Origin of the sequence: Acinetobacter johnsonii CIP 64.6, assembly GCF_000368045.1 — a bacterium.
GTDB classification, from domain to species: Bacteria; Pseudomonadota; Gammaproteobacteria; order Pseudomonadales; family Moraxellaceae; genus Acinetobacter; species Acinetobacter johnsonii.
This window is the reverse complement of the sequence record NZ_KB849230.1, coordinates 170,987-192,998: the sequence shown is the minus strand read 5'-3', so window position 1 is coordinate 192,998 and position 22,012 is coordinate 170,987. Positions and strand designations below refer to the sequence as shown.

Annotated in this window: 15 protein-coding genes; 14 read left to right on the top strand and 1 reads right to left on the bottom strand. The window is 44.1% G+C overall.

The window, feature by feature from the left end:
* The first annotated feature begins 11 nt into the window (after nt 1–11).
* The 5 genes from ftsI to F986_RS02005 all read left to right on the top strand — a co-directional run bounded on the left by ftsI (nt 12) and on the right by F986_RS02005 (nt 6,753).
* Nucleotides 12–1,835, top strand: coding sequence for a penicillin-binding protein PBP3 (gene ftsI / locus F986_RS02025; RefSeq protein ID WP_004691505.1), 1,824 nt, complete (start codon nt 12–14; stop codon nt 1,833–1,835).
* Between the two features lie 7 nt (nt 1,836–1,842).
* A complete protein-coding gene (locus F986_RS02020) occupies nt 1,843–3,339 on the top strand; it encodes a UDP-N-acetylmuramoyl-L-alanyl-D-glutamate--2,6-diaminopimelate ligase (protein WP_004691504.1) in 1,497 nt (498 codons plus the stop codon).
* 9 nt (nt 3,340–3,348) lie between these two features.
* The gene (locus F986_RS02015; RefSeq protein ID WP_004691503.1) at nt 3,349–4,758 is read left to right on the top strand and encodes a UDP-N-acetylmuramoyl-tripeptide--D-alanyl-D-alanine ligase; all 1,410 of its coding nucleotides are present in this window, start codon (nt 3,349–3,351) and stop codon (nt 4,756–4,758) included.
* Complete coding sequence (gene mraY / locus F986_RS02010) at nt 4,759–5,877, top strand: phospho-N-acetylmuramoyl-pentapeptide-transferase (RefSeq protein WP_004691502.1); 1,119 nt, start codon at nt 4,759–4,761, stop codon at nt 5,875–5,877.
* A gap of 69 nt (nt 5,878–5,946) precedes the next feature.
* Nucleotides 5,947–6,753, top strand: coding sequence for a putative RNA methyltransferase (locus F986_RS02005; RefSeq protein ID WP_004691501.1), 807 nt, complete (start codon nt 5,947–5,949; stop codon nt 6,751–6,753).
* Between the two features lie 31 nt (nt 6,754–6,784).
* On the opposite strand, the gene ponA is transcribed toward F986_RS02005, so the two are convergent.
* Nucleotides 6,785–9,313, bottom strand: coding sequence for a penicillin-binding protein PBP1a (ponA, locus tag F986_RS02000; RefSeq protein ID WP_004691500.1), 2,529 nt, complete (start codon nt 9,311–9,313; stop codon nt 6,785–6,787).
* A 165-nt stretch (nt 9,314–9,478) separates the two neighbouring features.
* Between ponA and F986_RS01995 the strand changes: the two genes are divergently transcribed.
* The 9 genes from F986_RS01995 (at nt 9,479) to gltB (ending at nt 21,994) form a co-directional block, all read left to right on the top strand.
* Nucleotides 9,479–10,537: a pilus assembly protein PilM gene (locus F986_RS01995; protein WP_004691499.1), complete on the top strand. Its 1,059-nt coding sequence runs from the start codon at nt 9,479–9,481 to the stop codon at nt 10,535–10,537.
* The gene (locus F986_RS01990; protein WP_004691498.1) at nt 10,537–11,193 is read left to right on the top strand and encodes a PilN domain-containing protein; all 657 of its coding nucleotides are present in this window, start codon (nt 10,537–10,539) and stop codon (nt 11,191–11,193) included. The genes F986_RS01995 and F986_RS01990 overlap by 1 nt, the downstream gene beginning before the upstream one ends.
* On the top strand, nt 11,190–11,912 hold the full coding sequence (locus F986_RS01985; protein WP_004691497.1) for a type IV pilus inner membrane component PilO: 723 nt from the start codon (nt 11,190–11,192) through the stop codon (nt 11,910–11,912). Before F986_RS01990 ends, F986_RS01985 begins: the two co-directional genes overlap by 4 nt.
* Entirely contained in the window at nt 11,912–12,439 is a 528-nt protein-coding gene (locus F986_RS01980) for a pilus assembly protein PilP (RefSeq protein ID WP_004691496.1), read from the top strand. The genes F986_RS01985 and F986_RS01980 overlap by 1 nt, the downstream gene beginning before the upstream one ends.
* A 19-nt stretch (nt 12,440–12,458) precedes the next feature.
* Nucleotides 12,459–14,537 (top strand): type IV pilus secretin PilQ, encoded by a 2,079-nt coding sequence (pilQ, locus tag F986_RS01975; RefSeq protein WP_004691495.1) that lies wholly within the window; start codon nt 12,459–12,461, stop codon nt 14,535–14,537.
* A 37-nt stretch (nt 14,538–14,574) separates the two neighbouring features.
* Entirely contained in the window at nt 14,575–15,108 is a 534-nt protein-coding gene (gene aroK, locus F986_RS18505) for a shikimate kinase AroK (protein WP_004691494.1), read from the top strand.
* Between the two features lie 30 nt (nt 15,109–15,138).
* On the top strand, nt 15,139–16,224 hold the full coding sequence (aroB, locus tag F986_RS01965) for a 3-dehydroquinate synthase (protein ID WP_004691493.1): 1,086 nt from the start codon (nt 15,139–15,141) through the stop codon (nt 16,222–16,224).
* A gap of 7 nt (nt 16,225–16,231) precedes the next feature.
* Nucleotides 16,232–17,071 (top strand): hypothetical protein, encoded by an 840-nt coding sequence (locus F986_RS01960; RefSeq protein WP_017397246.1) that lies wholly within the window; start codon nt 16,232–16,234, stop codon nt 17,069–17,071.
* A gap of 447 nt (nt 17,072–17,518) precedes the next feature.
* Nucleotides 17,519–21,994 carry a glutamate synthase large subunit gene (gltB, locus tag F986_RS01955; RefSeq protein ID WP_171057620.1) on the top strand — a complete coding sequence of 1,492 codons (4,476 nt, stop codon included), beginning with the start codon at nt 17,519–17,521 and terminating at the stop codon, nt 21,992–21,994.
* The last annotated feature ends 18 nt before the right edge of the window (nt 21,995–22,012 follow it).

Sequence of the window (22,012 nt, the reverse complement as noted above, 5' to 3'; positions counted from 1 at the left end):
GCCGCTGTAACATGGTAGAAAAGCGTAAACCCACTCGTAAAAAACAGCAAGCGGTGACTGAAAAATCGGCTCTACAGGTTGAAATGTGGCGCTTTTATCTCATGTGGGCAGTGGTTTTAGCTTGCTTTATTGCTTTGGTTGGACGTGCTTTTTACGTACAGGTCATCAATACTGAGTTTTTGCAAAACAAAGCCAATGCCAATATTTTAAGAACTGAAAAAATTAAAGCCATGCGCGGTGTGATTTATGACCGTCATGGTGTGCCTTTGGCGATCAGTACGCCGATCATGAAAGTGGTGATTGATCCACGTGATTATTTTGATAATAAAAAACTGTTTGATGAAATTACCGCTGAATTAGCCAAAGATCCACACAATCGTAAATTGAAGCGTCAATTACCAGACAAAAACTTAAATCTGGATGAGTTGGCTGATGCCGTCGGCATGGATCGTGCGGAACTGAAGCGGAAACTGAATGAACGTCCGCGTTCGCGTTACTTGGTCTTAAAAAAAGAAGTGCCACCTCAGCAAGCTGAACTGATTGCGAAACGTGAGTTCCAAGGGGTGTATACCGAAAAGAACTACAAACGTTACTATCCGCAGCCACAACCGAATGCGCAAATTATTGGTTTGACCAACAGTGAAGGTTCGGGCATTGAAGGTTTAGAAATGCAGCTGAATCAACGCTTGTCGGGTATTGATGGTGAGCAGCAAATTGTTCGAGATAAAAAGGGCAATCGTTTTAAAGATGCCGAGGTGGTTAAAGAAGTTGAGCCGGGCGAAAATATTACGCTCAGTATTGACTCGCGCCTTCAATACATTATGTACCGTGAACTGACCGCTGCGGGTGTAGCCAATAATGCTCGTTCTGCCACAGCAATTGCGGTCGATGTGAAAACGGGTGAAATTTTAGCGATGGCGTCGTGGCCGTCGTATAACCCGAACGATAAAAACAGTTTGTCCAATAAAGACGCCATGCGTAACCGTGGTGCGGTTGACTCTTTCGAACCGGGTTCAACCATGAAGCCTTTGACCATTTCAATGGCCTTGGAAAGCGGCAAATACATGCCGAATACTGTGGTTAATACCACTCCGGGTTCGATGCGAGTCGGCAACCACACCATTCGAGATACACATAACTATGGTCCACTGACTTTGGGTGGAATTATTCAAAAATCGTCTAACGTGGGTGTGGCTAAAATTGCCTTATCTCTCCCTTATGCAACTTTACCGACTTTTTATAAACGTCTTGGTTTTGGTCAGCGTTCTGCGGTTAAATTTCCAGGTGAAAGTGGTGGTTTAATTCTTCCGCCAAGTAAATGGAATGTATCGGAAGTGGCGACCATGGCATATGGCTATGGCTTAAATGCGACTGTGCTGCAACTGGTGGATGCTTATGCCATGTTGGCTAACAAAGGTGTGAAAATGCCTTTGAGTTTGTATAAGTTAGATGCGCCGCCCCGTGGTGAACAAATGATTGATCCAAAAATTGCGGATCAGGTTTTGTTGATGATGGAAACGGCAACTTTACCGGGTGGTACCGCGACTCGTGCAACCATTCCGGGTTACCGTGTGGGGGGTAAAACAGGAACCGCACATAAGTTACGTGCTGACCGTAAAGGCTACTCAACCAATGAATATCGTGCACTTTTTGCCGGTGTTGCACCCGTTAGTGACCCGCGTTTAGCGATGGTGGTTGTGGTCGAAAACCCGCAAGGGACTTACTATGGTGGTACGGTGTCTGCGCCTGTATTTGCCCGTGTTATGCAAGAATCCTTACGTTTAATGAACGTGCCTTTAGATAAACCTTTAGATGCTCCTGTAATCAAGAAATAGGTGATGAATGTCCATTACATTTCAACAACTCTACACCGCTAACCAAAACGCTGGATGGATGGCACAGCCATTTCAAGGTTTTGTTCTTGATAGCCGTAAAGTACAGGCAGGGCAAATTTTTATTGCGCTGACATCACTTTCACAACCTGAGAAAACAGAGCAGTTTGCGCAAATAGCCTTGGACAAAGGGGCTTTAGCGGTGGTGAGTGAAACTCAGCTTGCACTTGAAAACAGTATTGTGGTGCCGAATGTGCGTCACTTGATGGGAGACTGGCAAAAGCAATTTTTGTTGGCCACTAGCCAAGTACAGCCTGCTCGTATTTTAGCGGTGACAGGAACCAATGGTAAAACTACGATTTCTCGTTTGGTTGCTGAGCTGTTGATGTTGCAAGGTCAGTCTTGTGCTGTGATGGGCACGACAGGTAATGGCATTTTACCCAATTTAGAAGCATCGTCGCATACCACTTTAGATGCGCTGCATTTACAAAATGCACTACATAGCTATGCCAAGCAAGGGGCTGAATTTGCATCGATTGAAGCCTCTTCACATGGTTTGGAACAAGGCCGTTTAGCGGGTAGTGAAATTGAAATTGCTGCATATAGCAACTTAAGTCGTGACCATTTGGACTACCATGGCACGCTTGAGTCCTATGCCGAAGCTAAATCTCGCTTGTTTCAATTTCCATCATTGAAAGTTGCAGTCATCAATCTGGATGATGAGCATGCTGGAGTCATGATTCAAGCGGCACAAAATAATCCAGCTCAACCGAAAATTTTAACCTATTCAACCACGCAGCCTGCAGACTATCAGGTGAAGAATATTCAATATAGCCTGACGGGTGCGAACTTTAGCCTGTGTACGGCACAGGCCGAATATCAGGTACAGAACCCATTATTGGGTCATTTTAATATTGAAAATTTGGTCGCAAGTTTAATTATGGTTGAACAAGCGGGTTTTGATTTAGCCGATGTGGTTACTACGACAGCACAGCTGAAGGGTGCACCAGGCCGTATGCAAGTGATTCGTGATGATGCGCGTTTATTTGTGGTTGATTATGCGCATACACCTGATGCTTTGGTGCAAGTCTTAAGCACGTTGAAGCGCCATGTAGAGCAGCAACTCTGGGCGGTATTTGGCTGTGGTGGAGACCGCGACCGTGGAAAACGCCCACTCATGACCCAAGCAGCATTAAACGGAGCAGATGTGGTGTTGTTGACTTCAGATAACCCACGTACCGAAAATCCTGAGCAAATTTTTGCCGATATGAAAGCGGGGATTGATTTCTCAAACCGTGTGGTTCATGAAATCCATGATCGTCGTGAAGCGATTAAATTTGCCGTTCAACAGGCCCAAGCGGGTGATATTGTCGTGATTGCCGGTAAAGGTCATGAAAACTATCAAGAAATAGAGGGTGTTCGGCATTGGTTTGACGATGTCGTCGAAGTGCAATCCGCGATTGATGCACAGCACCACACTACTGATTCTGCTTATCCTGCACACTAAGGAAGTCGTATGCATACCTCAACAACCAGCACAGTGCCTTTAGTGTCATGGACCGTCGCACAGTTACTCGAAGCAACCCAAGGTTATTGGCTAAATGATCAAGCGCCAAATACTGAAATTAAGCGTATTTTGACGGATTCGCGTGATGCAGAAGCAGGAGATGCTTTCTTAGCTCTCAAAGGCGAACGTTTTGATGCGCATGCTTTTATTACGCAAGTTGCTGAACAAGGTTGCCAAGTCGCCATTGTGAGTCAGCCTATAGATGCAGAGATTTGTCAGTTGGTGGTGCCTGATACACGTTTGGCATTGGGACAACTGGGGGCTTATCGCCGTGCACAAAACCCACAGCTAAAAGTGATTGCGCTGACGGGGAGTAGTGGTAAAACCACCACCAAAGAAATGTTAGGCAGTATTTTGTCACGTATAGCACCAACGTTGGTGACCCGTGGCAATCTGAATAACGACTTGGGTGTGCCAGTCATGTTATTGGAATTACGTCCTGAGCATCAATATGCAGTGATGGAGTTGGGTGCAAGCCATCAAGGTGAAATTGACTATACTTCGAATTTGGTCCAACCCTTGGTGGCGGGCATTATCAATATTGGCACAGCGCACTTGGGTGAGTTTGGTGGACGTGATGGCATTTGCCGTGCCAAGTCTGAGATTTATACGCATATTGCTCCAAATGGCACATCCATTGTTCCAGCAGCCGATGATTTTGCCGATAGCATTCGCCAAGCAGTGCAAACTGAACAGGTGCTCGGCTTTGGTGCGGGTGGTGAAATCTTTGCCACTGAGATTGAGTTACAGGCACAATCTGCAACGTTTAAGTTGAATACCCCGCAAGGCGTGCGTCAGGTGAACTTACCGTTTGCTGGGGAGCATAATGTTCAAAATTCAACCGCTGCAGCAGCTTTTGCTTTAGCGATTGGCATCAGCTTGGATGATATTGTGCTTGGCCTTGAGCAAGCGGTCGGTGCAAAAGGGCGTTTGAATTTTATTCAACAAGGCCATCATTTGTTGATTGATGATACCTATAATGCCAACCCAACTTCTATGCGTGCCGCTGCTGAAGTGCTTGCACAGCAAGAGGGGGTTCGGGTGATGGTGATGGGTGATATCGGTGAGCTAGGTAGCTCTGCTGCACAGCAGCACTATATGCTGGGGCGTGATTTGGTCTCAGTGAAAGGGCTGAACTTCGTAGTGGCTGTCGGTGAATTTGCACCTGCTGCACAAGAAGGCGCACGCAGCACCCAATATGGCAAAAAAATGCAGGCTTTTTTGAATCAAGAGCAGGCTTTGCCGTTCTTACTCAGTTTAATTGAAACACATCAACCCCAGTCTATGAGTTTCCTGTTTAAAGGTTCTCGTTATACCCATATGGAAACGTTGATGGCTGATTTGATGGAGAAACTCTAAATGTTGTTATGGTTATTTGAACAACTGGCGGGCTACCATAGTTCGTTTCAGGTGGTTCGTTATTTAACATTGCGTTCTTTGCTCAGTGTTTTAACCGCACTGACCATTGGTCTAGTGCTCGGTCCTGTGATGATTCGCAAGTTGCAAGCACTCAAATATGGTCAAGCCGTGAGTTCATATGCTCCTGAAAATCATGCCAAAAAAATGGGTACACCAACCATGGGGGGGGTGCTGATCTTACTCTCAATTGGTATCTCCACACTGTTGTGGGCAGACTTATCCAACCCTTATGTATGGATTGTCTTGGCAGTGATGGTGATTTTTGGTGCAGTGGGTTGGGCCGATGACTGGATCAAGATTCGCTATAAAGACAATGCCGGCTTACCTGCCCGTAAAAAGTTCTTCTGGACGTCGCTTGCGTCACTGGGCGCAGGTATTGCGCTGTATGTAATTGCGCAACAACAGAGCAATCCTGTACATACCGCAAATATGCTGGATCTGCTGATTCCATTTTTTAAAGATTTAAGTATTCCTTTGTCGGTGATCCCGTTGGGTATTGGTTTTATCATTTTCACCTATTTGGTGATTAATGGTGCATCAAATGCCGTGAACCTGACCGATGGTTTGGACGGTTTAGCGATTATGCCTGTAGTGCTGGTTGCAGCGGGTTTAGGTGTATTTGCATATTTGGCCGGTGATGTCCGTTTTGCCAATTATTTACATATTCCTTATGTGCGCTTTGCTTCTGAGTTGGTGGTGATTTGTGCAGCCATGATTGGCGCAGGTCTAGCCTTCCTTTGGTTTAATGCACACCCTGCACAGGTTTTTATGGGCGATGTGGGTGCATTATCATTGGGTGCAATGCTCGGTACAATTGCGGTCATGGTTCGTCAGGAAATTGTCTTTGCCATTATGGCTGGTGTGTTTTTGGTCGAAGCGATTTCAGTCTTCTTGCAAATTGGTTCTCTCAGAATGCGCAATAAACGGGTATTTCTGATGGCACCTTTACACCACCATTATGAGAAAAAAGGCTGGCGTGAAACCCAAGTGGTGATTCGTTTTTGGATTATCACAATTATGCTGGTAGTTTTAGGGCTAATGACTTTAAAATTGCGCTAAGCAAAAGTATGAAAAGAGTCGGTATTTGCCGGCTTTTTTTATGCGTGAGGTAATGTCTTGGAGAAAATAATGAATCTGCTCATGTGTCCTGTGTGTCGTGAGGCTTTAACTTTAAACGAAAGAACATGGCGCTGTGCGAATTCACATAGTTATGATGTGGCGAAACAAGGCTACGTCAATCTGCATGTCGTTCAACATAAGCACAGCAAAAATCCGGGGGATACGCCTGAGTCGGTACAAGCTCGCCGTGCCTTCTTAAGTGCAGGTCATTACGCGCCTTTACAGCAAGCAGTGGTCAATAAGGTACGTGAGTTACGTATTGAAAATTTACTCGATATCGGCTGTGGTGAAGGCTATTACACCGATGCGATGCAGGCTGAAGTGCTGCAATGTGTCGGTGTAGATATTGCAAAAAATGCAGTGCAAGTGGCTGCGAAAATCAATAAAAATATCACGTGGGTGGTGGGTACAGGAGCAACTTTACCCGTGTTGGATCAATCGATTGATCTATGTAGTAGTTTGTTTAGCCCGATTCCAAAACAAGAGATTTTAAGGGTGCTCAAGCCGCAAGGATATTTATTGGTGGTGACGCCTGCGCCTCAGCATTTATATGCAATGCGTGAGGCTTTGTTCGAAGAGGTGAAGCCACATGAGCCGAGCAAATTTGTAGAGCAGTTGAGTGATGCGTTTGATTTGGTGAGTGATGATGTTGTTGATGCTGAACTTAAGCTTAATCAGCAGGACTTAAAAAACCTGATTGCCATGACCCCTTATGCCTATAAAGCAAAACAAGAGCGCCGTGAAGCTTTAGAGGCTCAAACAGCTTTTGAACTACAGGCACAGTATCAAATTTTACTGTTTCAGAAAAAAGCATAAGTATAAAAAAGCCCGCAGATGCGGGCCTTTCTTATTGGACTTGATCAATCAAATGATCGAGTGCATCTGATTTAGGTTTCGGTTGTTCTTTCGGTGCTTGCATGGTAGGTGGGGTACTATTCTTTGGAACTAGCGTTTCCTCCTCACCCGGCAAATCATCAAAGTCACGCTCAGGTGCACGTGGAACCACCACTGGTGCAGGTCGATACAACGGCTGCGCCAAAGGTGGGGTTGGGCCTAAGTTGCTCTGAGGTGTTTCTTTCTGATGGCGTTGAATTGGTGCTTTGGCTTTAGCGTCGAGTTGAACCCAAGCCGAAGGCGTGCCTTGTAAGGCTTTGGCCATGAAGTCTGTCCAAATCGGGAGCGCAGCCACACCGCCGTATTCGCGGCGTCCTAAAGTTGTCGGTTGGTCGAAACCGACCCACGCTACGGTCACTAATTTGCCATTAAAGCCAGCAAACCAAGCATCTTTTGCATCATTGGTGGTTCCTGTTTTTCCGCCCAAGTCATCTCGTCCAATACGTAGCGCAGCACGGCCTGTACCATGTTGAATCACGTCTTTTAAAATATTCGCCATATCATAAGCAGAACTGGATTTTAAAATACGTTGCGCTTGGCGATAGTCACTGTTGATCTCAACAGGATTTGCCGATTTTTCAGCAGAGTTCAGCTCTTGGTTGGTGACTTCAATTACTTCATCATCAGGTGTGATGGTGTCAGCAGGCTGAGGATTTGATTCTTGTTGAGAGATACAACTGATACATGCATATTCAGGGTTGTTCTGATAAATGACCTTGCCATAGGCATCTTCAATCCGATTGATGAAGTGTGGTTGAATACGATAACCGCCATTGGCAAAGGCTGAGTAACCTGTGGCCATTTGAATCGGTAAAACCTGAGGTGTTCCGAGTGCAATGGTGTAGTTGCGCGGAATTTGTTCATCGGTTAAGCCGAAGTCCATGAACAATTGGCGTGTACGTTCAATGCCTACGGTTTGTAGGAGTCGAACTGACACAGTATTCCGCGATAAATACAGTGCACGACGCAGGGGAATCATACCTAAATAGCGACCATCGGCATTGCGTGGTGACCATTTCCCAATGGTGATCGGGCTGTCATTGACCATGCTATACGGTGTCATACCGCGCTCTAAAGCGAGTGCATAGACAAAGGGTTTAATAATCGAACCTGGTTGGCGCCAGCCTTGTGTGGTTCGGTTAAATTTAGATTGATAAAAATTATAACCACCAACCAATGCTTCTACAGCGCCATTGTTTGGGTTAAGTGCAATCAGCTGGCCCTGAACCTTAGGCAGTTGCACCAAAGCCCATGAGGTCTTGTTGTCATTGGGGCGCAGACGTATAATGTCTTTCACTTTAACAATTTGAGATGCTCTTGATGGTGCACCGCCTACCGCATTCGCATTGCGATAAGGGCGTGTCCAAGACATGCCAGACCATGGTACGGTTACCGTTGAGCCATCTTGCATTAAGGCATCAAAACTATTTTGATTGACACGGGTAACTTCGGCAGGGAAGGTGTTGGCAAATGCACTAAAGCTACTTAAGGGTTTGTCATGAGCTTCCGCACCACGCCAACCATGACGACGGTCATAGGCTTCTAAACCATCTTGTACCGCTTGTTCGGCATAGGCTTGGCGTTCACTGTTGATGGTGGTGTAAACCTTATAACCAGAGTCAATCGCGTGCTCGCCGAACTTTTCAATCAGTTCGCTGCGGACCATTTCACCGATGTAGGGAAATCGGTTACTTACCCCGCGGTCAGGCATATCGAGGTTAATTGGTTCAGCAATCCCTTTTTCATATTGGCTTTGGTTAATATAGCCTAGCTGCAGCATGCGACCCAAAATCCAGTTACGACGTTCTAAAGCACGTTCGGGGTTGACCACTGGATTGTATTTAGACGGCGCTTTAGGCAGACCTGCAATCATCGCCATTTGTGCAATGCTGAGTTCGTCTAAGCTTTTGTTGTAGTAGATTTTAGCTGCCGCTGCGATACCGTAGGCATTTTTACCCAAGAAAATCTTGTTGACATAGAGGGTTAAGATTTCCTCTTTCGTCAAATTTTGTTCAATTTTTCGGGCTAGAAAAACCTCAGTCAATTTACGTTTTAATGTACGCTCGGGACTGAGATAATAGTTTTTTGCCACTTGCATGGTGATGGTCGAGCCACCCGTTTGGACATTTGAGCCAGTAATACTTTCACTGACTGCACGTCCTAAACCTTTAAAACTGATACCACTATGCTCAAAAAAAGAAGAATCTTCCGCCGCTAAGAAAGCATGAATAAAACTTCGTGGGATCTGATCGTAATCTACGGGTACAGATAGCTTGCCACCGTATTCCGAAATGAGTTGGTTATCCGCACTATAAACTTGTAAAGGTTTTAGTAATGGCGCCTTTTTTAGAGTTGTCATTTGCGGCAAAGATGGGGCAATATAGAGATACATGCCATAAAAACCCATTGGAATTGAGACCAACATTATAATAATGATCAAAAAAAATGGATGAACACGGCCCGAACAAGATAGCTTTTTCATAACAAGTAAGTTTTAATAAGAGCTAATGGCAAACTAATTAGCGGTCAGTATATCCTGTACACATACGGAATGTTAGATGAGTTATTGTATCCGTATAAAATTATAGACGCGGACTAATTAGTGGGTTACTTTTTTTGGGGATAAAAAAATAATAGGAATGATACTGTGCTCAGGTTATATCGTAAGCCAAGTAAGGGGTTAATAGGAGTAGATATTAGTTCGACTTCTGTTAAGGTATTGGAACTTTCTGTTAAAAACAATCGGTATTGGGTGGAGAGCTATGCACTTGTCCCTTTACCAGAAGGAAGTGTGGTCGAAAAAAATATATTGAATCCAGAAGCAGTTGGTGATGCCCTTGAGCGTGCGGTAAATTTGGCCAATGTTCAATCGACAGACGTAGCACTGGCAGTTCCGACTTCCATGGTGATTACTAAAATCATTGAAATGGATGCCGATATGAACGATGACGAACGTGAAATTCAGATTCGTGATGATGCTGAGCAATATATTCCATTCCCATTAGATGAAGCGAGTTTAGACTTTGAAGTCCTTCCAGACCGTTTAGCCAATCCTAATCGTGTCAATGTACTCCTCGTTGCAACCCGCATTGAAAATGTAGAGGCACGCGCCGAAGCATTGGAGTTGGACGGTTTAACGCCTAAGATTGCCGATGTTGAAAGTTTCGCCATTGAAAATGCATTCAAAGTTTTTTCAGATACGCTTCCAATGGGCGTAAATACTGTTGGGATTCTGGACATCGGTCACACCATGACCACCTTGTCCGTCATGCAAAATAATAAAGTCATTTATACCCGTGAACAGGTGTTCGGGGGTAAACAACTGACGCAAGAAATTCAAAATCGTTATGGTTTGTCTTTTGAAGAAGCTGGACGTGCCAAAAAAAGCCGTACCCTGCCTGACGACTATGATATTGAAGTCCTTGAACCTTTTCTTGAAGCTGTGGTGCAACAAGCAGCACGCTCTTTGCAGTTCTTCTTTTCGTCCTCTCAATTTAATGAGATCGACCATATTTTATTGGCAGGGGGGAATGCCAATATTCCAGGACTGGCGAAGTTATTACAACAAAAATTAGGTTACCGGGTCACCATTGCCAACCCATTTTTACAGATGGGCTTTTCTCCACAAATCGACATTAAAAAAATTGAAAATGATGCTTCATCACTCATGGTGGCATGTGGATTGGCATTGAGGAGTTTTGATTAATGGCAAAAATAAACCTACTCCCTTGGCGTGATGCGTTAAGAGAGAAACGAAAAAAAGAATTTATTGCCTATTGTGTTGGGGCTGCATTAGTTGGGGTTTTAGCTGTTGCTTTGGCTTGGTTCTTTTACAGTCAAAAACTTGAAGATCAAGAACAAGCCAATCAGTTGGTGGTGAGTACCAATCAAAACTTAGATGTCCAATTAAAGTCGTTGGAAGGTCTGCAAGAGCAGCGCAATGCGATTGTTGAACGGATGAAGCTGATCCAAGGTTTGCAAGGTCAACGTCCTGTGGCTGTGCGTTTGGTCGATGAAATGGTACGTGTCACACCAAGTAATATGTACATTACTAAGTTTGTGCGTACGGGTGATAAATTTACCATTGAAGGGAAAGCGGAAAGCCCGAATACGGTTGCGGAATTCTTAAGAAATCTCGAAGCATCGGCGTGGTATCGCAATGCCTTTATGAATTCCTTTTTGGTTGCTGAAGAGAAAAAAGATAAAGCACCAAGTTCCATCGTGCCACGTGTTGAAGAAACCTATGGCACCTTTGTGGTTACGGCAGATTTAGATGAGATTGCACAGCCAGTAGCGCCTAATGCGACGACACCTGAAGCCGCAAGTACAGTTAATAATTCAACAGCGGGGGCAGCACAATGAGTCGCGATGAATTTGAAGAATTAACATCAGAAAACCATGCTGTAACTAAGAAGAAAATGACGGTTGATAAGTTTTTTCAACAGTTCAATACTTTGGATCCCAATAATTACGGCAGTTGGCCCTTTTCAGTCAAATTGACTTGTTGGATCTTTATCATTTTAGTGATTGGAGCTTTGGGTTATTTTGTCGTGATTAAGCCGAAACTTGATGCGATTTCAAATGCACATGCACAAGAACAAAATTTACTGAATGAGTTTCGTGAAAAAGATTCAAAATTACGTAACTTGCAGCAATATCAAGCGCAATTGCAAGAAATGGAAGCTAATTTCAATCAGCAGTTAGAACAGTTGCCGAAAGAAACTGAAATTCCGGGTTTGGTTGAAGATATCAACGTGAGCGGCGTAAATTCTGGATTAAAGTTTAAAAATATTCGTTTAGAGCCAGAAATTCGCCAAGAGTTCTTTATCGAACAGCCGATTTCTATTGAAGCGACGGGTGATTATCATTCTTTTGGTTCATTTGTCAGTGGAATTGCAGCTTTGCCGCGTATTGTGACCTTGCATGACTTCGATATCTCAGCATCAAGTAATAATGAGAAAAAGACGGATATTCCGCAAATTTCATACAGTGTAAAGGCTAAAACTTACCGCTATGTCGGGGCGACAGCTGCTGCAAGTGTGGAAAATACAGCTAAAGCAGATGCAGGAGGTGCTCAGTAATGAAATATCAAAATCTCATGCTTAGTCTCTGCGTTGGACTATTCCTTATCGGTTGTGATTCACGTATTGATGCGGTCAATATGCAAATGGCTGAAATTCGTAATCAGCCACCATTGCCGATTGAACCTGCGCCAGATTTCCCACCTGTACCGACTTTTAATTATGCCGCGCATCAATTAAAAAGTCCGTTTATGCCAAGCTCATTAGCGGCTGAACTGAAAATTATGGCTGGAAAGCGTGTTTATCCAAACTTATCTCGCCAATTACAACCCTTGGAAAGTTATGCGATTGAATCGCTTAACATGAAAGGCAGCATGCGTGGACAAAATGGACAAATTTTGGCGTTGATTCAAACCCCTGATGGTGAAATTGAACGCGTGCAGCGTGGTAGTTATTTGGGGATGAATCATGGTCGTGTGATTAATATCACCGCTACACAAATTGATTTGATTGAAATTATTCCGGATGGGCGTGAGGGCTATGTCGAGCGCCCGAGAAGCCTAGTATTAATTGGGCCGGCGCCTTAAAAAAGGAAAAGGAATAAAAATGAAAAATAGTGCTAAAGATTTTATATTTGGGGATGGCAATACGATGAACCATATGTTCCGTCAGTTTTCAATGGGTGCAATTGCAATGGCGGTGATGCAGGCTGCAAGTGCGCAAGTCAGTATTACGAATATTGTGCCGATGCAAATTCCGGGACAGGGAACAGAAATTCGTGTCATGTTCAACGGTTTGCCACCACAGCCGCAAGCCTATCAGTTGGAACAGCCATCACGTTTGGTTTTGGATTTTGATAAAGCACAGCAGAGCTTAAAACAAGGCAGCATTGCGGTGGCAACGGCTGAAGCAAGTACAGTAGATGTAACTTCAGATGCGCAGCGTTCACGTTTAACTGTAAATTTGGCTGATGCCGGTGCATTTACTACACGTGTTGAAGGTAATACCTTTATTCTGAAAATTAACTCAGTGAACCCAGCGCTAGCAACACCTGTTGCTGCAGCGCGTTCAGAGCAAGGTATTTCAAATATTGGATTCCAACGTGGTTCAGACGGTGAAGGCCAAGTTGTCATTGATTTAAAAGGTAGCAATACCCCTGTCGATGTGAAACAACAAGGCAGTAAAATTGTGGTGCGCGTTTTGGGGAATAAAATTCCTGCCCACTTATCGCGCCGTCTCAATGTGAATGATTTCGCAACGCCTGTATCGACCATCGATGCACAAAACGATGGCAGTAACGGCCTGATCACGATCCAATCGAATGGCAGTTTTGAATATATGGCTTATCAGGCTGAAGATAAGCTCACCATTAGTTTAAAGCGTCCTGAAGATAAAAATCCAATGAAGCCTAAAGCACCAAGTGCTTATACAGGCAAAAAGATTTCTTTAGATTTTCAAGATATTGAAGTGCGACGTGTATTACAGCTCTTGGCTGATTTTACAGGCATTAACATGGTGGCTTCTGACACTGTACAAGGTAATATTACCTTGCGCCTGAAGGATGTTCCGTGGGATCAGGCGCTTGATATCATTATGAAAACCAAGAACTTGGATAAACGACGTAATGGTAATGTAATTTGGATTGCTCCTGTAGCTGAACTGATCAAATCTGAGGATGATGAAGCTAAAGCCATTGCACAAAGTATTAAACTTGCACCGATTCAAACCGATTATATTCAGTTGAGCTATGCGAAAGCTGCTGATATTTTAAAATTGCTAGAAGATTCTCGAAATAGCAAAGGGGCGGCATCCAACGGTACGGCTGGCACAGATTCACTAGCTTTAGAAAGCTTATTGAGTTCACGCGGTAGTGTGGTTGCCGATTTACGAACCAATACTTTAATCGTAAACGACACATCGCAGAACATTGATAAGATTCGTCGCATGATTGACTTGTTGGATGTCGCAGTGAAACAGGTGATGGTCGAAGCACGTATTGTCACAGCATCAACAGACTTTTCTCGTGAATTGGGGATTAAGTGGAGTGCGAAGAAGCTGGGCAATAGCCCAGTGTGGGGTGGAGATTTCCAGCCAAGTTTTGATTTGGGTGTGGATTTAGCAACAAACACTGCTGGTACGTTTAACTTTGGTTTGTTGAAAATTTCAGACTATATGTTAAACCTTGAGTTAAGCGCACTTCAAGCGGATGGTCATGGTGAAGTGTTATCAGCGCCTAAAGTACTTACTGGCGATAAACAGAAAGCCTATATCTTGCGTGGTACAGAGATTCCTTATCAAACATGGAGTGCGACGGAAGGTTTAAAAACTGAGTTTCGCGCGGCTAACTTAAAGTTAGAAGTGACGCCAAGTATTACTCCAGATGGTAAAGTTCAAATGGCGCTCATGGTTGAAAAAGACTCGATTGGTGATATCACCAATGATGGTATTGCGATTGACACCAGTGAATTACAAACCAATGTCTTGGTAGATGATGGTGAGACGGTTGTACTGGGTGGCATTTTTGATGATGTGAAGCGTAATGACTATGAAAAAGTGCCATTTCTAGCTGATTTACCAGTGGTGGGGAATTTATTTAAGAACAATGTCAAAACTACCATGCAAACTGAGTTATTGATTTTTGTGACACCACGAATTGTTAATGACAGTGTTTCAAGAAATCATTAATATATTTTCAATTTGAACAAATCTAAAAGGTGACTCCTTGCCAAGCAAAGAGTTTGAAACCCTACCAAATATTTATTTGGTAGGGCCTATGGGGGCTGGAAAAACAACGGTAGGACGACATTTAGCTGAACTGTTAGGTCGTGAGTTTCTTGATAGCGATCATGAAATTGAGCGTAAAACAGGGGCAACGATTCCATGGATCTTTGAAAAAGAGGGAGAGCTTGGGTTTCGTAGTCGTGAAACGGTTGTGATTGATGAGTTAACCTCTCGACCCAACTTGGTTTTGGCCACAGGTGGTGGGGCGGTGACTCAGGCTCCAAATCGTGCATTTCTCAAACAACGAGGTATCGTTGTTTACCTTTATACTCCTGTAGAGATTCAACTGCAGAGAACCTATCGTGATAAAAATCGCCCACTGCTTCAAGTGGAGAATCCAGAGCAAAAGTTACGTGACTTACTCAGCGTTCGAGATCCTTTATATCGTGAAGTTGCTCATTATATTATCGAGACCAATCAAGGGGCTGCACGTGATCTTGCGCAGCGTATCTTAAACTTGATTCTTGTAAAGTAGTTTTGATTCAGTTTTGAAGTGATTTGATCCATGCAAACCTTATATGTTGAACTTGGCGAACGCCGTTACCCGATCTTTATTGGTAGTGATTTAGATCCGAAAGCTTTACTTGAGCCGTATATTCATGGGCGTCAAGTGATGATTGTGAGTAATGAAACGATCGCACCTTTGTATTTAGCCCGTTACGTGGCAGCAATTGAAGCGTTGGGAAAAACAGTTGCAACCTGTATTTTGCCTGATGGTGAAAAATATAAGAATATTGAGCACCTCAACCTGATTTTTGATGCATTACTAGAATCAGGTTTCAACCGTGATTGCACAGTTTTAGCTTTAGGTGGTGGCGTGATTGGGGATATGGCGGGCTTTGCTTCGGCATGCTTCCAGCGTGGAGTCTATTTTATTCAGGTGCCAACGACACTTCTTTCCCAGGTTGATTCGAGTGTCGGTGGTAAAACAGGGATTAATCATCCGCTGGGTAAAAACATGATCGGGGCATTTCAACAGCCGCAAGTGGTCTTGGCGGATATGTCTCAACTTAAAACGCTGCCACCACGTGAGTTATCAGCAGGTTTGGCAGAAGTGATTAAGTATGCACTTTTGGGTGATGCTGACTTTCTCGCTTGGTTGGAACAACATATGGATGATTTGGTGCAGGGTGATGAAGCTGCACTGGCTGAAGCTGTGTATCGTTCTTGTGCCCATAAAGCGCGTATTGTTGCCAATGATGAAAAAGAACAAGGTGAGCGTGCCTTATTGAATCTTGGGCATACCTTTGGACATGCGATTGAATCTTATCTAGGCTATGGTGAATGGCTCCATGGTGAAGCTGTGGCAACAGGTATGGTGATGGCAGCAGATTTATCGCAGCGTATGGGATGGATCAGTGCAGAAGATTTGGCGCGTACAAAAAATATCATTCAACGTGCGAATTTACCGATAGTATGTCCGCAGATTCCCCTCGATGACTTTTTGGCGTATATGGCGCATGATAAGAAAGTCTTGAACGGGCAGCTTCGTTTGGTTTTGATGCAAGCGGTAGGCCAGGCCATCATTACCAAAACATTTGATGTAGAATTGATGAAACAGGCGATTTTAGCCAACCAAGAGCAGGCATAACTTTATTATGGCAACAACCCTTCGAACCCAGTGGCAGACAAAGCAAAATTATATTTGGCTTGCATTCGGAGGGGTATGCTTGTTTGGCGCCTTAATCTTTTGGGCTATTACAGATCAAGAGACTGTGGTTGAAGTTGAAAAAAAAGCTGAATCCGAAGTTGAGTTACAAATTCAGCCAGAAAAAGTCGCAACCACCGCCCATTTAGGCTCATTCCTCGATGAAGTAAAACCTTTGGATATGACGACACGTGTGGTGGCTATTGCACAACATGAAGCTGAATTTCGTGGGACCAAATTTATTCAGGAAAATAAAAAGAACAGTACAGTTGAACTGTTTAGAGTCTCAGAAGAAGCGATTATTAAGCGCTTTTTGCAAAGGCAATCTGATCGTCAAGCGTTTAGTTACCTAAGGCTGACGGGTGAAAACCAAATTGAGCAATATGTGCTGATCTATGGTGTATATAAAAATGCCAATGAGGCGCAAAAGGTATTGGCGGACTTAAAACTGACGTTGCCGAAGTCGGTGCAACCCAAAGTTGAAAAAATTGAAAGTTATGCTGAATATGTCAATGACCTAGGTTCTGATGAACTTGGACTTAGCAATAAGCTGTATGCTGTGCAGTTGAAACCAGCCGCTGTGCCCGCGATTGATGAAGCCACGCTTGCTGCGCGTCAACAAGCGGCACGTGCAGCAGTTGCACAAAATAAACAATCGACAACATCGACGACGGTTACTCGTCGTGATGTGGATGGAAATGTGGTTGATGTGCAAAAGTCACAAACAACCGTAGAGAATGCGCCACAAAATAAAACAAATGAACCTGAAGTGACCGACCCATTTAATTAAAATTGGTTCATTATGGCGCATCAAAAAATGTAAATTCCATATGTGCACAGATATAGTGCAATAAATGGATTGTCCTCGAACTAAATTTTTACGTAAAAAACACAAACCTAATAAAACTAAAGCGCTTAACACACAAAATAAATAATTGGCATAAAACTTGCTTTAATGGTGCATGAATTGAGTTGATGTCACTGTTTTGGCGCAAAAAAGATTCGATTTATGAGCGAAATAGTAGCGGCCAAGTGCCTTAAATAAGTGCGTGACTGCTGCATACATTTTTTCAATTAAGACATGCATAAAGACGAAAATCAGTCTATCTTGGGTGTGAAGAAAAAATGCTGTACTTCAATCAGAATCTGAATATGAGTCAATTGAACGAATCGGCAAGAAGTAATTAGATTGTTAGACGCCCGACAGGGCCTGTAGAAAGAAGGGTACGCTATGCACATGCCATCGCCTAATACTGTAGCTCCCGCTCAAGGTTTATACCAACCGGATGAGTTTAAAGATAACTGTGGTTTTGGTTTAATCGCCCATATGCAGGGTGATCCAAGCCATCATCTTGTCAAGACTGCTATGCACAGTCTGAGCTGTATGACCCACCGCGGTGGTATTGCTGCAGATGGTAAGACAGGGGATGGTTGCGGTTTACTCTTAGCAATGCCAAAACAGTTTTTCCGCGAAGAAGCGAAAAAACTCAGTGATATTACACTCAGTGAAGTTTTTGCTGTCGGCACGGTGTTTTTAAGCCTCGATCCAGCAATTGCAGCACATGCAAAACAAATTCTAACTAAAGAAATTGAATCTGAAGGTTGCCGAGTATTGGCGTGGCGTGTGATTCCGACCAATAACGATGCTTTAGGTTCGATTGCGATGCAGTCACTTCCTGCATTTGAGCAAATTATAGTGAACTGCCCAATGGGTGTATCTGAAGTTGAGTTTAACCGTAAACTTTTCTTGGCACGCCGCCGTGCAGAACAGCAGCTTACTAATGATGCTTCATTTTATGTAACTACATTATGTTCAACAGTGATTAGCTATAAAGGCTTGATGATGCCTGAAGCGATTGCTGATTTTTACACAGACTTGGCAGATCCACGTCTTGAGTCACATATTGTGGTGTTCCACCAACGTTTCTCGACCAATACTTTGCCGCGTTGGCCTTTGGCTCAGCCATTCCGTTATCTTGCACACAATGGTGAAATTAATACCATTACTGCGAACCGTAACTGGGCGATGGCGCGTACGCCAAAGTTTGAAAACCCATTATTGCCTGGTTTAACTGAGCTCAATCCAATCGTGAACCGTACTGGCTCGGATTCTTCAAGCTTAGATAACATGCTTGAAATTCTTGTGGGCGGCGGTATGGACTTGTTCCGTGCATTGCGTATGTTGGTTCCGCCAGCATGGCAGAACGTGGAGACGTTAGATGCCGATTTACGTGCATTCTATGAGTTTAACTCGAAGCATATGGAAGCGTGGGATGGTCCTGCGGGGCTCGTGATTCAAGATGGTCGTCATGCAATTTGTATGTTGGACCGTAATGGTTTACGTCCAGCACGTTGGGTGATTACCAAAAATGGTTACATCACATTGGCATCTGAAATTGGTGTATGGGGCTACGAGCCTGAAGACGTGATTTCTAAAGGTCGTGTCGGACCAGGTCAAATTTTGGTGATCGATACTTTCACAGGTAAAATGCTCGACACTAAAGATGTCAGCACGCATTTGAAAAAAATGCGTCCTTATCGTGAATGGTTACGTGAAAACTCGGTTCGTGTACAAGGTAGTCCAGAGCTTGAAGAATATTTATGTGATCAAGGCTTAAAAGGCGACGACCTGAAAGCATCACAAAAAATGTTTATGGTGACCTTTGAAGAGCGTGATCAATTGCTTCGTCCAATCGCTGAAAGCGGTCAGGAAGCAGTGGGTTCAATGGGTGATGATACGCCAATGGCGGTTTTGTCTCGCCAAGTACGTCATGTCTCGGATTATTTCCGTCAACAGTTTGCTCAGGTTACTAACCCACCAATCGACCCATTACGTGAATCGATTGTGATGTCATTGGAAACGTGTTTAGGACGTGAGCAAAACGTTTTTGAACAAAGCCCTGAGCATGCGGATCGTTTGATCATTTCAAGCCCTGTACTGTCAAATTCGAAAATGCATCAAATCCGTACGCTGGGTCGTAAGGGTTATGAAATTGCAGATATCGATTTAAATTATGCGGAAGATGAAGGTCTAGAAGGTGCAATTGCGCGTATCTGTGAAGAAGCAGCGCAAGCGATTCGTGATGGCAAAACCTTGTTGGTGTTGTCTGATAAGAAAATTCGTCAAGGTTTCTTGCCTGCAAATGCATTAATGGCAACAGGTGCTGTGCATCACTACCTGATTAATGTCGGTTTGCGTACGGATGCCAACATTATTGTTGAAACGGCACTGGCACGTGATCCGCATCAATTTGCGGTTATTCTAGGTTTTGGTGCGACAGCAATTTATCCTTACCTTGCTTATGATGTGATCAATGACTTGGTTGCAAAAGGCGAGCTATTGGGTGACCCAATCCAAGCGCAAGTGAATTTCCGTAAAGGCATTGAAAAAGGCTTGTTAAAAGTCCTTTCAAAAATGGGGATTTCTACGGTTGCCTCTTACCGTGGTGGTCAGTTGTTTGAAGCGGTGGGTCTGTCTGAAGAAGTGGTTTCAAAATGCTTCACGGGTGTACCGAGCCGCATCAAAGGTGCAACCTTTGTTGACCTTGAAAATGACCAAAAGAAATTGGCTGATACCGCATGGAAAACACGTAAACCGATCGATCAAGGTGGTTTGCTGAAATTTGTCTTCGACAAGGAATACCATGCATTCAACCCAGATGTGATCAATGCTTTGCATAAATCAGTGCGTTCTGGTCAATATGCAGACTTTAAAGAATATGCTGAGCTGGTAAATAACCGTCCAGTGGCAACAATTCGCGACCTATTAAAGTTAAAAACTGATAACTCGATTGCTCTAGATCAAGTGGAGTCTGTAGAAGCGATTTTACCGCGCTTCGACTCTGCAGGCATGTCTTTAGGTGCATTGTCTCCTGAAGCGCATGAGGCGATTGCGATTGCGATGAACACCATTGGTGGCCGTTCAAACTCGGGTGAGGGCGGTGAAGATCCAGCGCGTTATGGCACCATTCGTAACTCGAAAATCAAACAGATTGCATCAGGTCGTTTCGGTGTAACACCTGCGTATTTAACTTCTGCTGAAGTCTTGCAGATTAAAGTAGCGCAAGGGGCTAAACCGGGTGAAGGTGGTCAATTACCTGGGGGTAAAGTGAATGGCTTAATTGCACGTTTACGTTATTCAGTACCGGGTGTGACCCTAATTTCTCCACCACCACACCATGACATTTACTCGATTGAAGATTTATCACAATTGATCTTTGACTTAAAACAAGTCAATCCTCAAGCGATGGTTTCAGTGAAACTGGTGTCTGAGCCGGGTGTAGGCACCATTGCTGCAGGCGTGGCAAAAGCCTATGCTGACTTCATTACCATTTCAGGTTATGACGGTGGTACAGCAGCATCGCCATTGTCTTCAATTCACCATGCAGGTTCACCTTGGGAACTAGGTCTTTCTGAAGCGCATCAAGCACTTCGTGTCAATGACTTACGTGGTAAAGTCCGTGTTCAAACCGATGGTGGCTTGAAAACAGGTCTAGACGTGGTAAAAGCTGCGATTTTAGGTGCAGAAAGCTTTGGCTTTGGTTCTACACCAATGATTGCTTTAGGTTGTAAATACCTGCGTATTTGTCACCTGAATAACTGTGCAACGGGTGTTGCAACTCAACAAGATCATTTACGTCAAGAACATTATATTGGTGAGCCACAAATGCTCATTAACTTCTTCACATTTATTGCTGAAGAAACACGTGAGTGGTTGGCAGCGTTGGGTGTTTCAAGCCTCAAAGACTTGATTGGTCGCACAGACTTGCTTGAAATGCTTCCAGGTGAAACGGAGAAACATGCGCACCTTGATTTGAGTGCATTACTGGAGTCACATCCTTCTGCGCAAGGTAAGGCGCAGTACTGCGAAGTTGAAGGTAACGCACCGTTTGATAAAGGCTTGCTTGCTGAGAAAATGGTGGCAGAAATGTTGCCAGCAATTGAAGCTGGGACCACTGGTGAATATCACTTCACCATTGGTAACTGTGACCGTTCAATTGGTGCTCGTATTTCTGGTGAGATTGCGCGTCGTTATGGCAACCTCAGCATGGAAGCACACCCAGTGAAGATGAACTTGATGGGGACTGCGGGTCAATCCCTCGGTGTTTGGAATGCGGGTGGTTTGCACATTCGATTAGAAGGTGATGCGAACGACTACGTGGGTAAAGGTATGGCAGGTGGTCGTGTGTCGATCTTCCCACCAAAAGGATCACCTTTCCAAACCCAAGAAACTGCAATTATAGGTAACACTTGTTTATATGGTGCAACAGGCGGTAAATTGTTCGCGGCAGGTACGGCAGGTGAGCGTTTCGCGGTACGTAACTCAGGTGCTTTTGCCGTGATTGAAGGTGCGGGCGATCACTGCTGTGAATATATGACGGGCGGTATCGTGACTGTACTCGGTAAAGTGGGGCATAACTTCGGTGCAGGTATGACAGGCGGTTTTGCGTACGTTCTTGACCTTGATAATGACTTCGTTGATCATTACAACCACGAGCTGATTGAGCTGAATCGTATTTCGACTGAATCGATGGAAGAACATAAAGAGTTCTTAAGCCGTATCTTAGATGAACACATTGCTGAGACTGGTAGTGCTTGGGCGTACAAGATCCGTAATGAGTTTGATTTCTACAGTCGTAAATTCTGGTTGGTGAAACCGAAAGCTGCCAACTTACAGACTTTGTTGAAAACCACTCAAGCTGATCCACAATAATTCCACTACTGCTGATAC

Coding starts and splice junctions, on each gene's coding strand:
- ftsI (WP_004691505.1), top strand. CDS start 12: ATGGTAGAAAAGCGTAAACCCACTCGTAAAAAACAGCAAGCGGTGACT.
- F986_RS02020 (WP_004691504.1), top strand. CDS start 1,843: ATGTCCATTACATTTCAACAACTCTACACCGCTAACCAAAACGCTGGA.
- F986_RS02015 (WP_004691503.1), top strand. CDS start 3,349: ATGCATACCTCAACAACCAGCACAGTGCCTTTAGTGTCATGGACCGTC.
- mraY (WP_004691502.1), top strand. CDS start 4,759: ATGTTGTTATGGTTATTTGAACAACTGGCGGGCTACCATAGTTCGTTT.
- F986_RS02005 (WP_004691501.1), top strand. CDS start 5,947: ATGAATCTGCTCATGTGTCCTGTGTGTCGTGAGGCTTTAACTTTAAAC.
- ponA (WP_004691500.1), bottom strand. CDS start 9,313: ATGAAAAAGCTATCTTGTTCGGGCCGTGTTCATCCATTTTTTTTGATC.
- F986_RS01990 (WP_004691498.1), top strand. CDS start 10,537: ATGGCAAAAATAAACCTACTCCCTTGGCGTGATGCGTTAAGAGAGAAA.
- F986_RS01985 (WP_004691497.1), top strand. CDS start 11,190: ATGAGTCGCGATGAATTTGAAGAATTAACATCAGAAAACCATGCTGTA.
- F986_RS01980 (WP_004691496.1), top strand. CDS start 11,912: ATGAAATATCAAAATCTCATGCTTAGTCTCTGCGTTGGACTATTCCTT.
- pilQ (WP_004691495.1), top strand. CDS start 12,459: ATGAAAAATAGTGCTAAAGATTTTATATTTGGGGATGGCAATACGATG.
- aroB (WP_004691493.1), top strand. CDS start 15,139: ATGCAAACCTTATATGTTGAACTTGGCGAACGCCGTTACCCGATCTTT.
- F986_RS01960 (WP_017397246.1), top strand. CDS start 16,232: ATGGCAACAACCCTTCGAACCCAGTGGCAGACAAAGCAAAATTATATT.
- gltB (WP_171057620.1), top strand. CDS start 17,519: ATGCCATCGCCTAATACTGTAGCTCCCGCTCAAGGTTTATACCAACCG.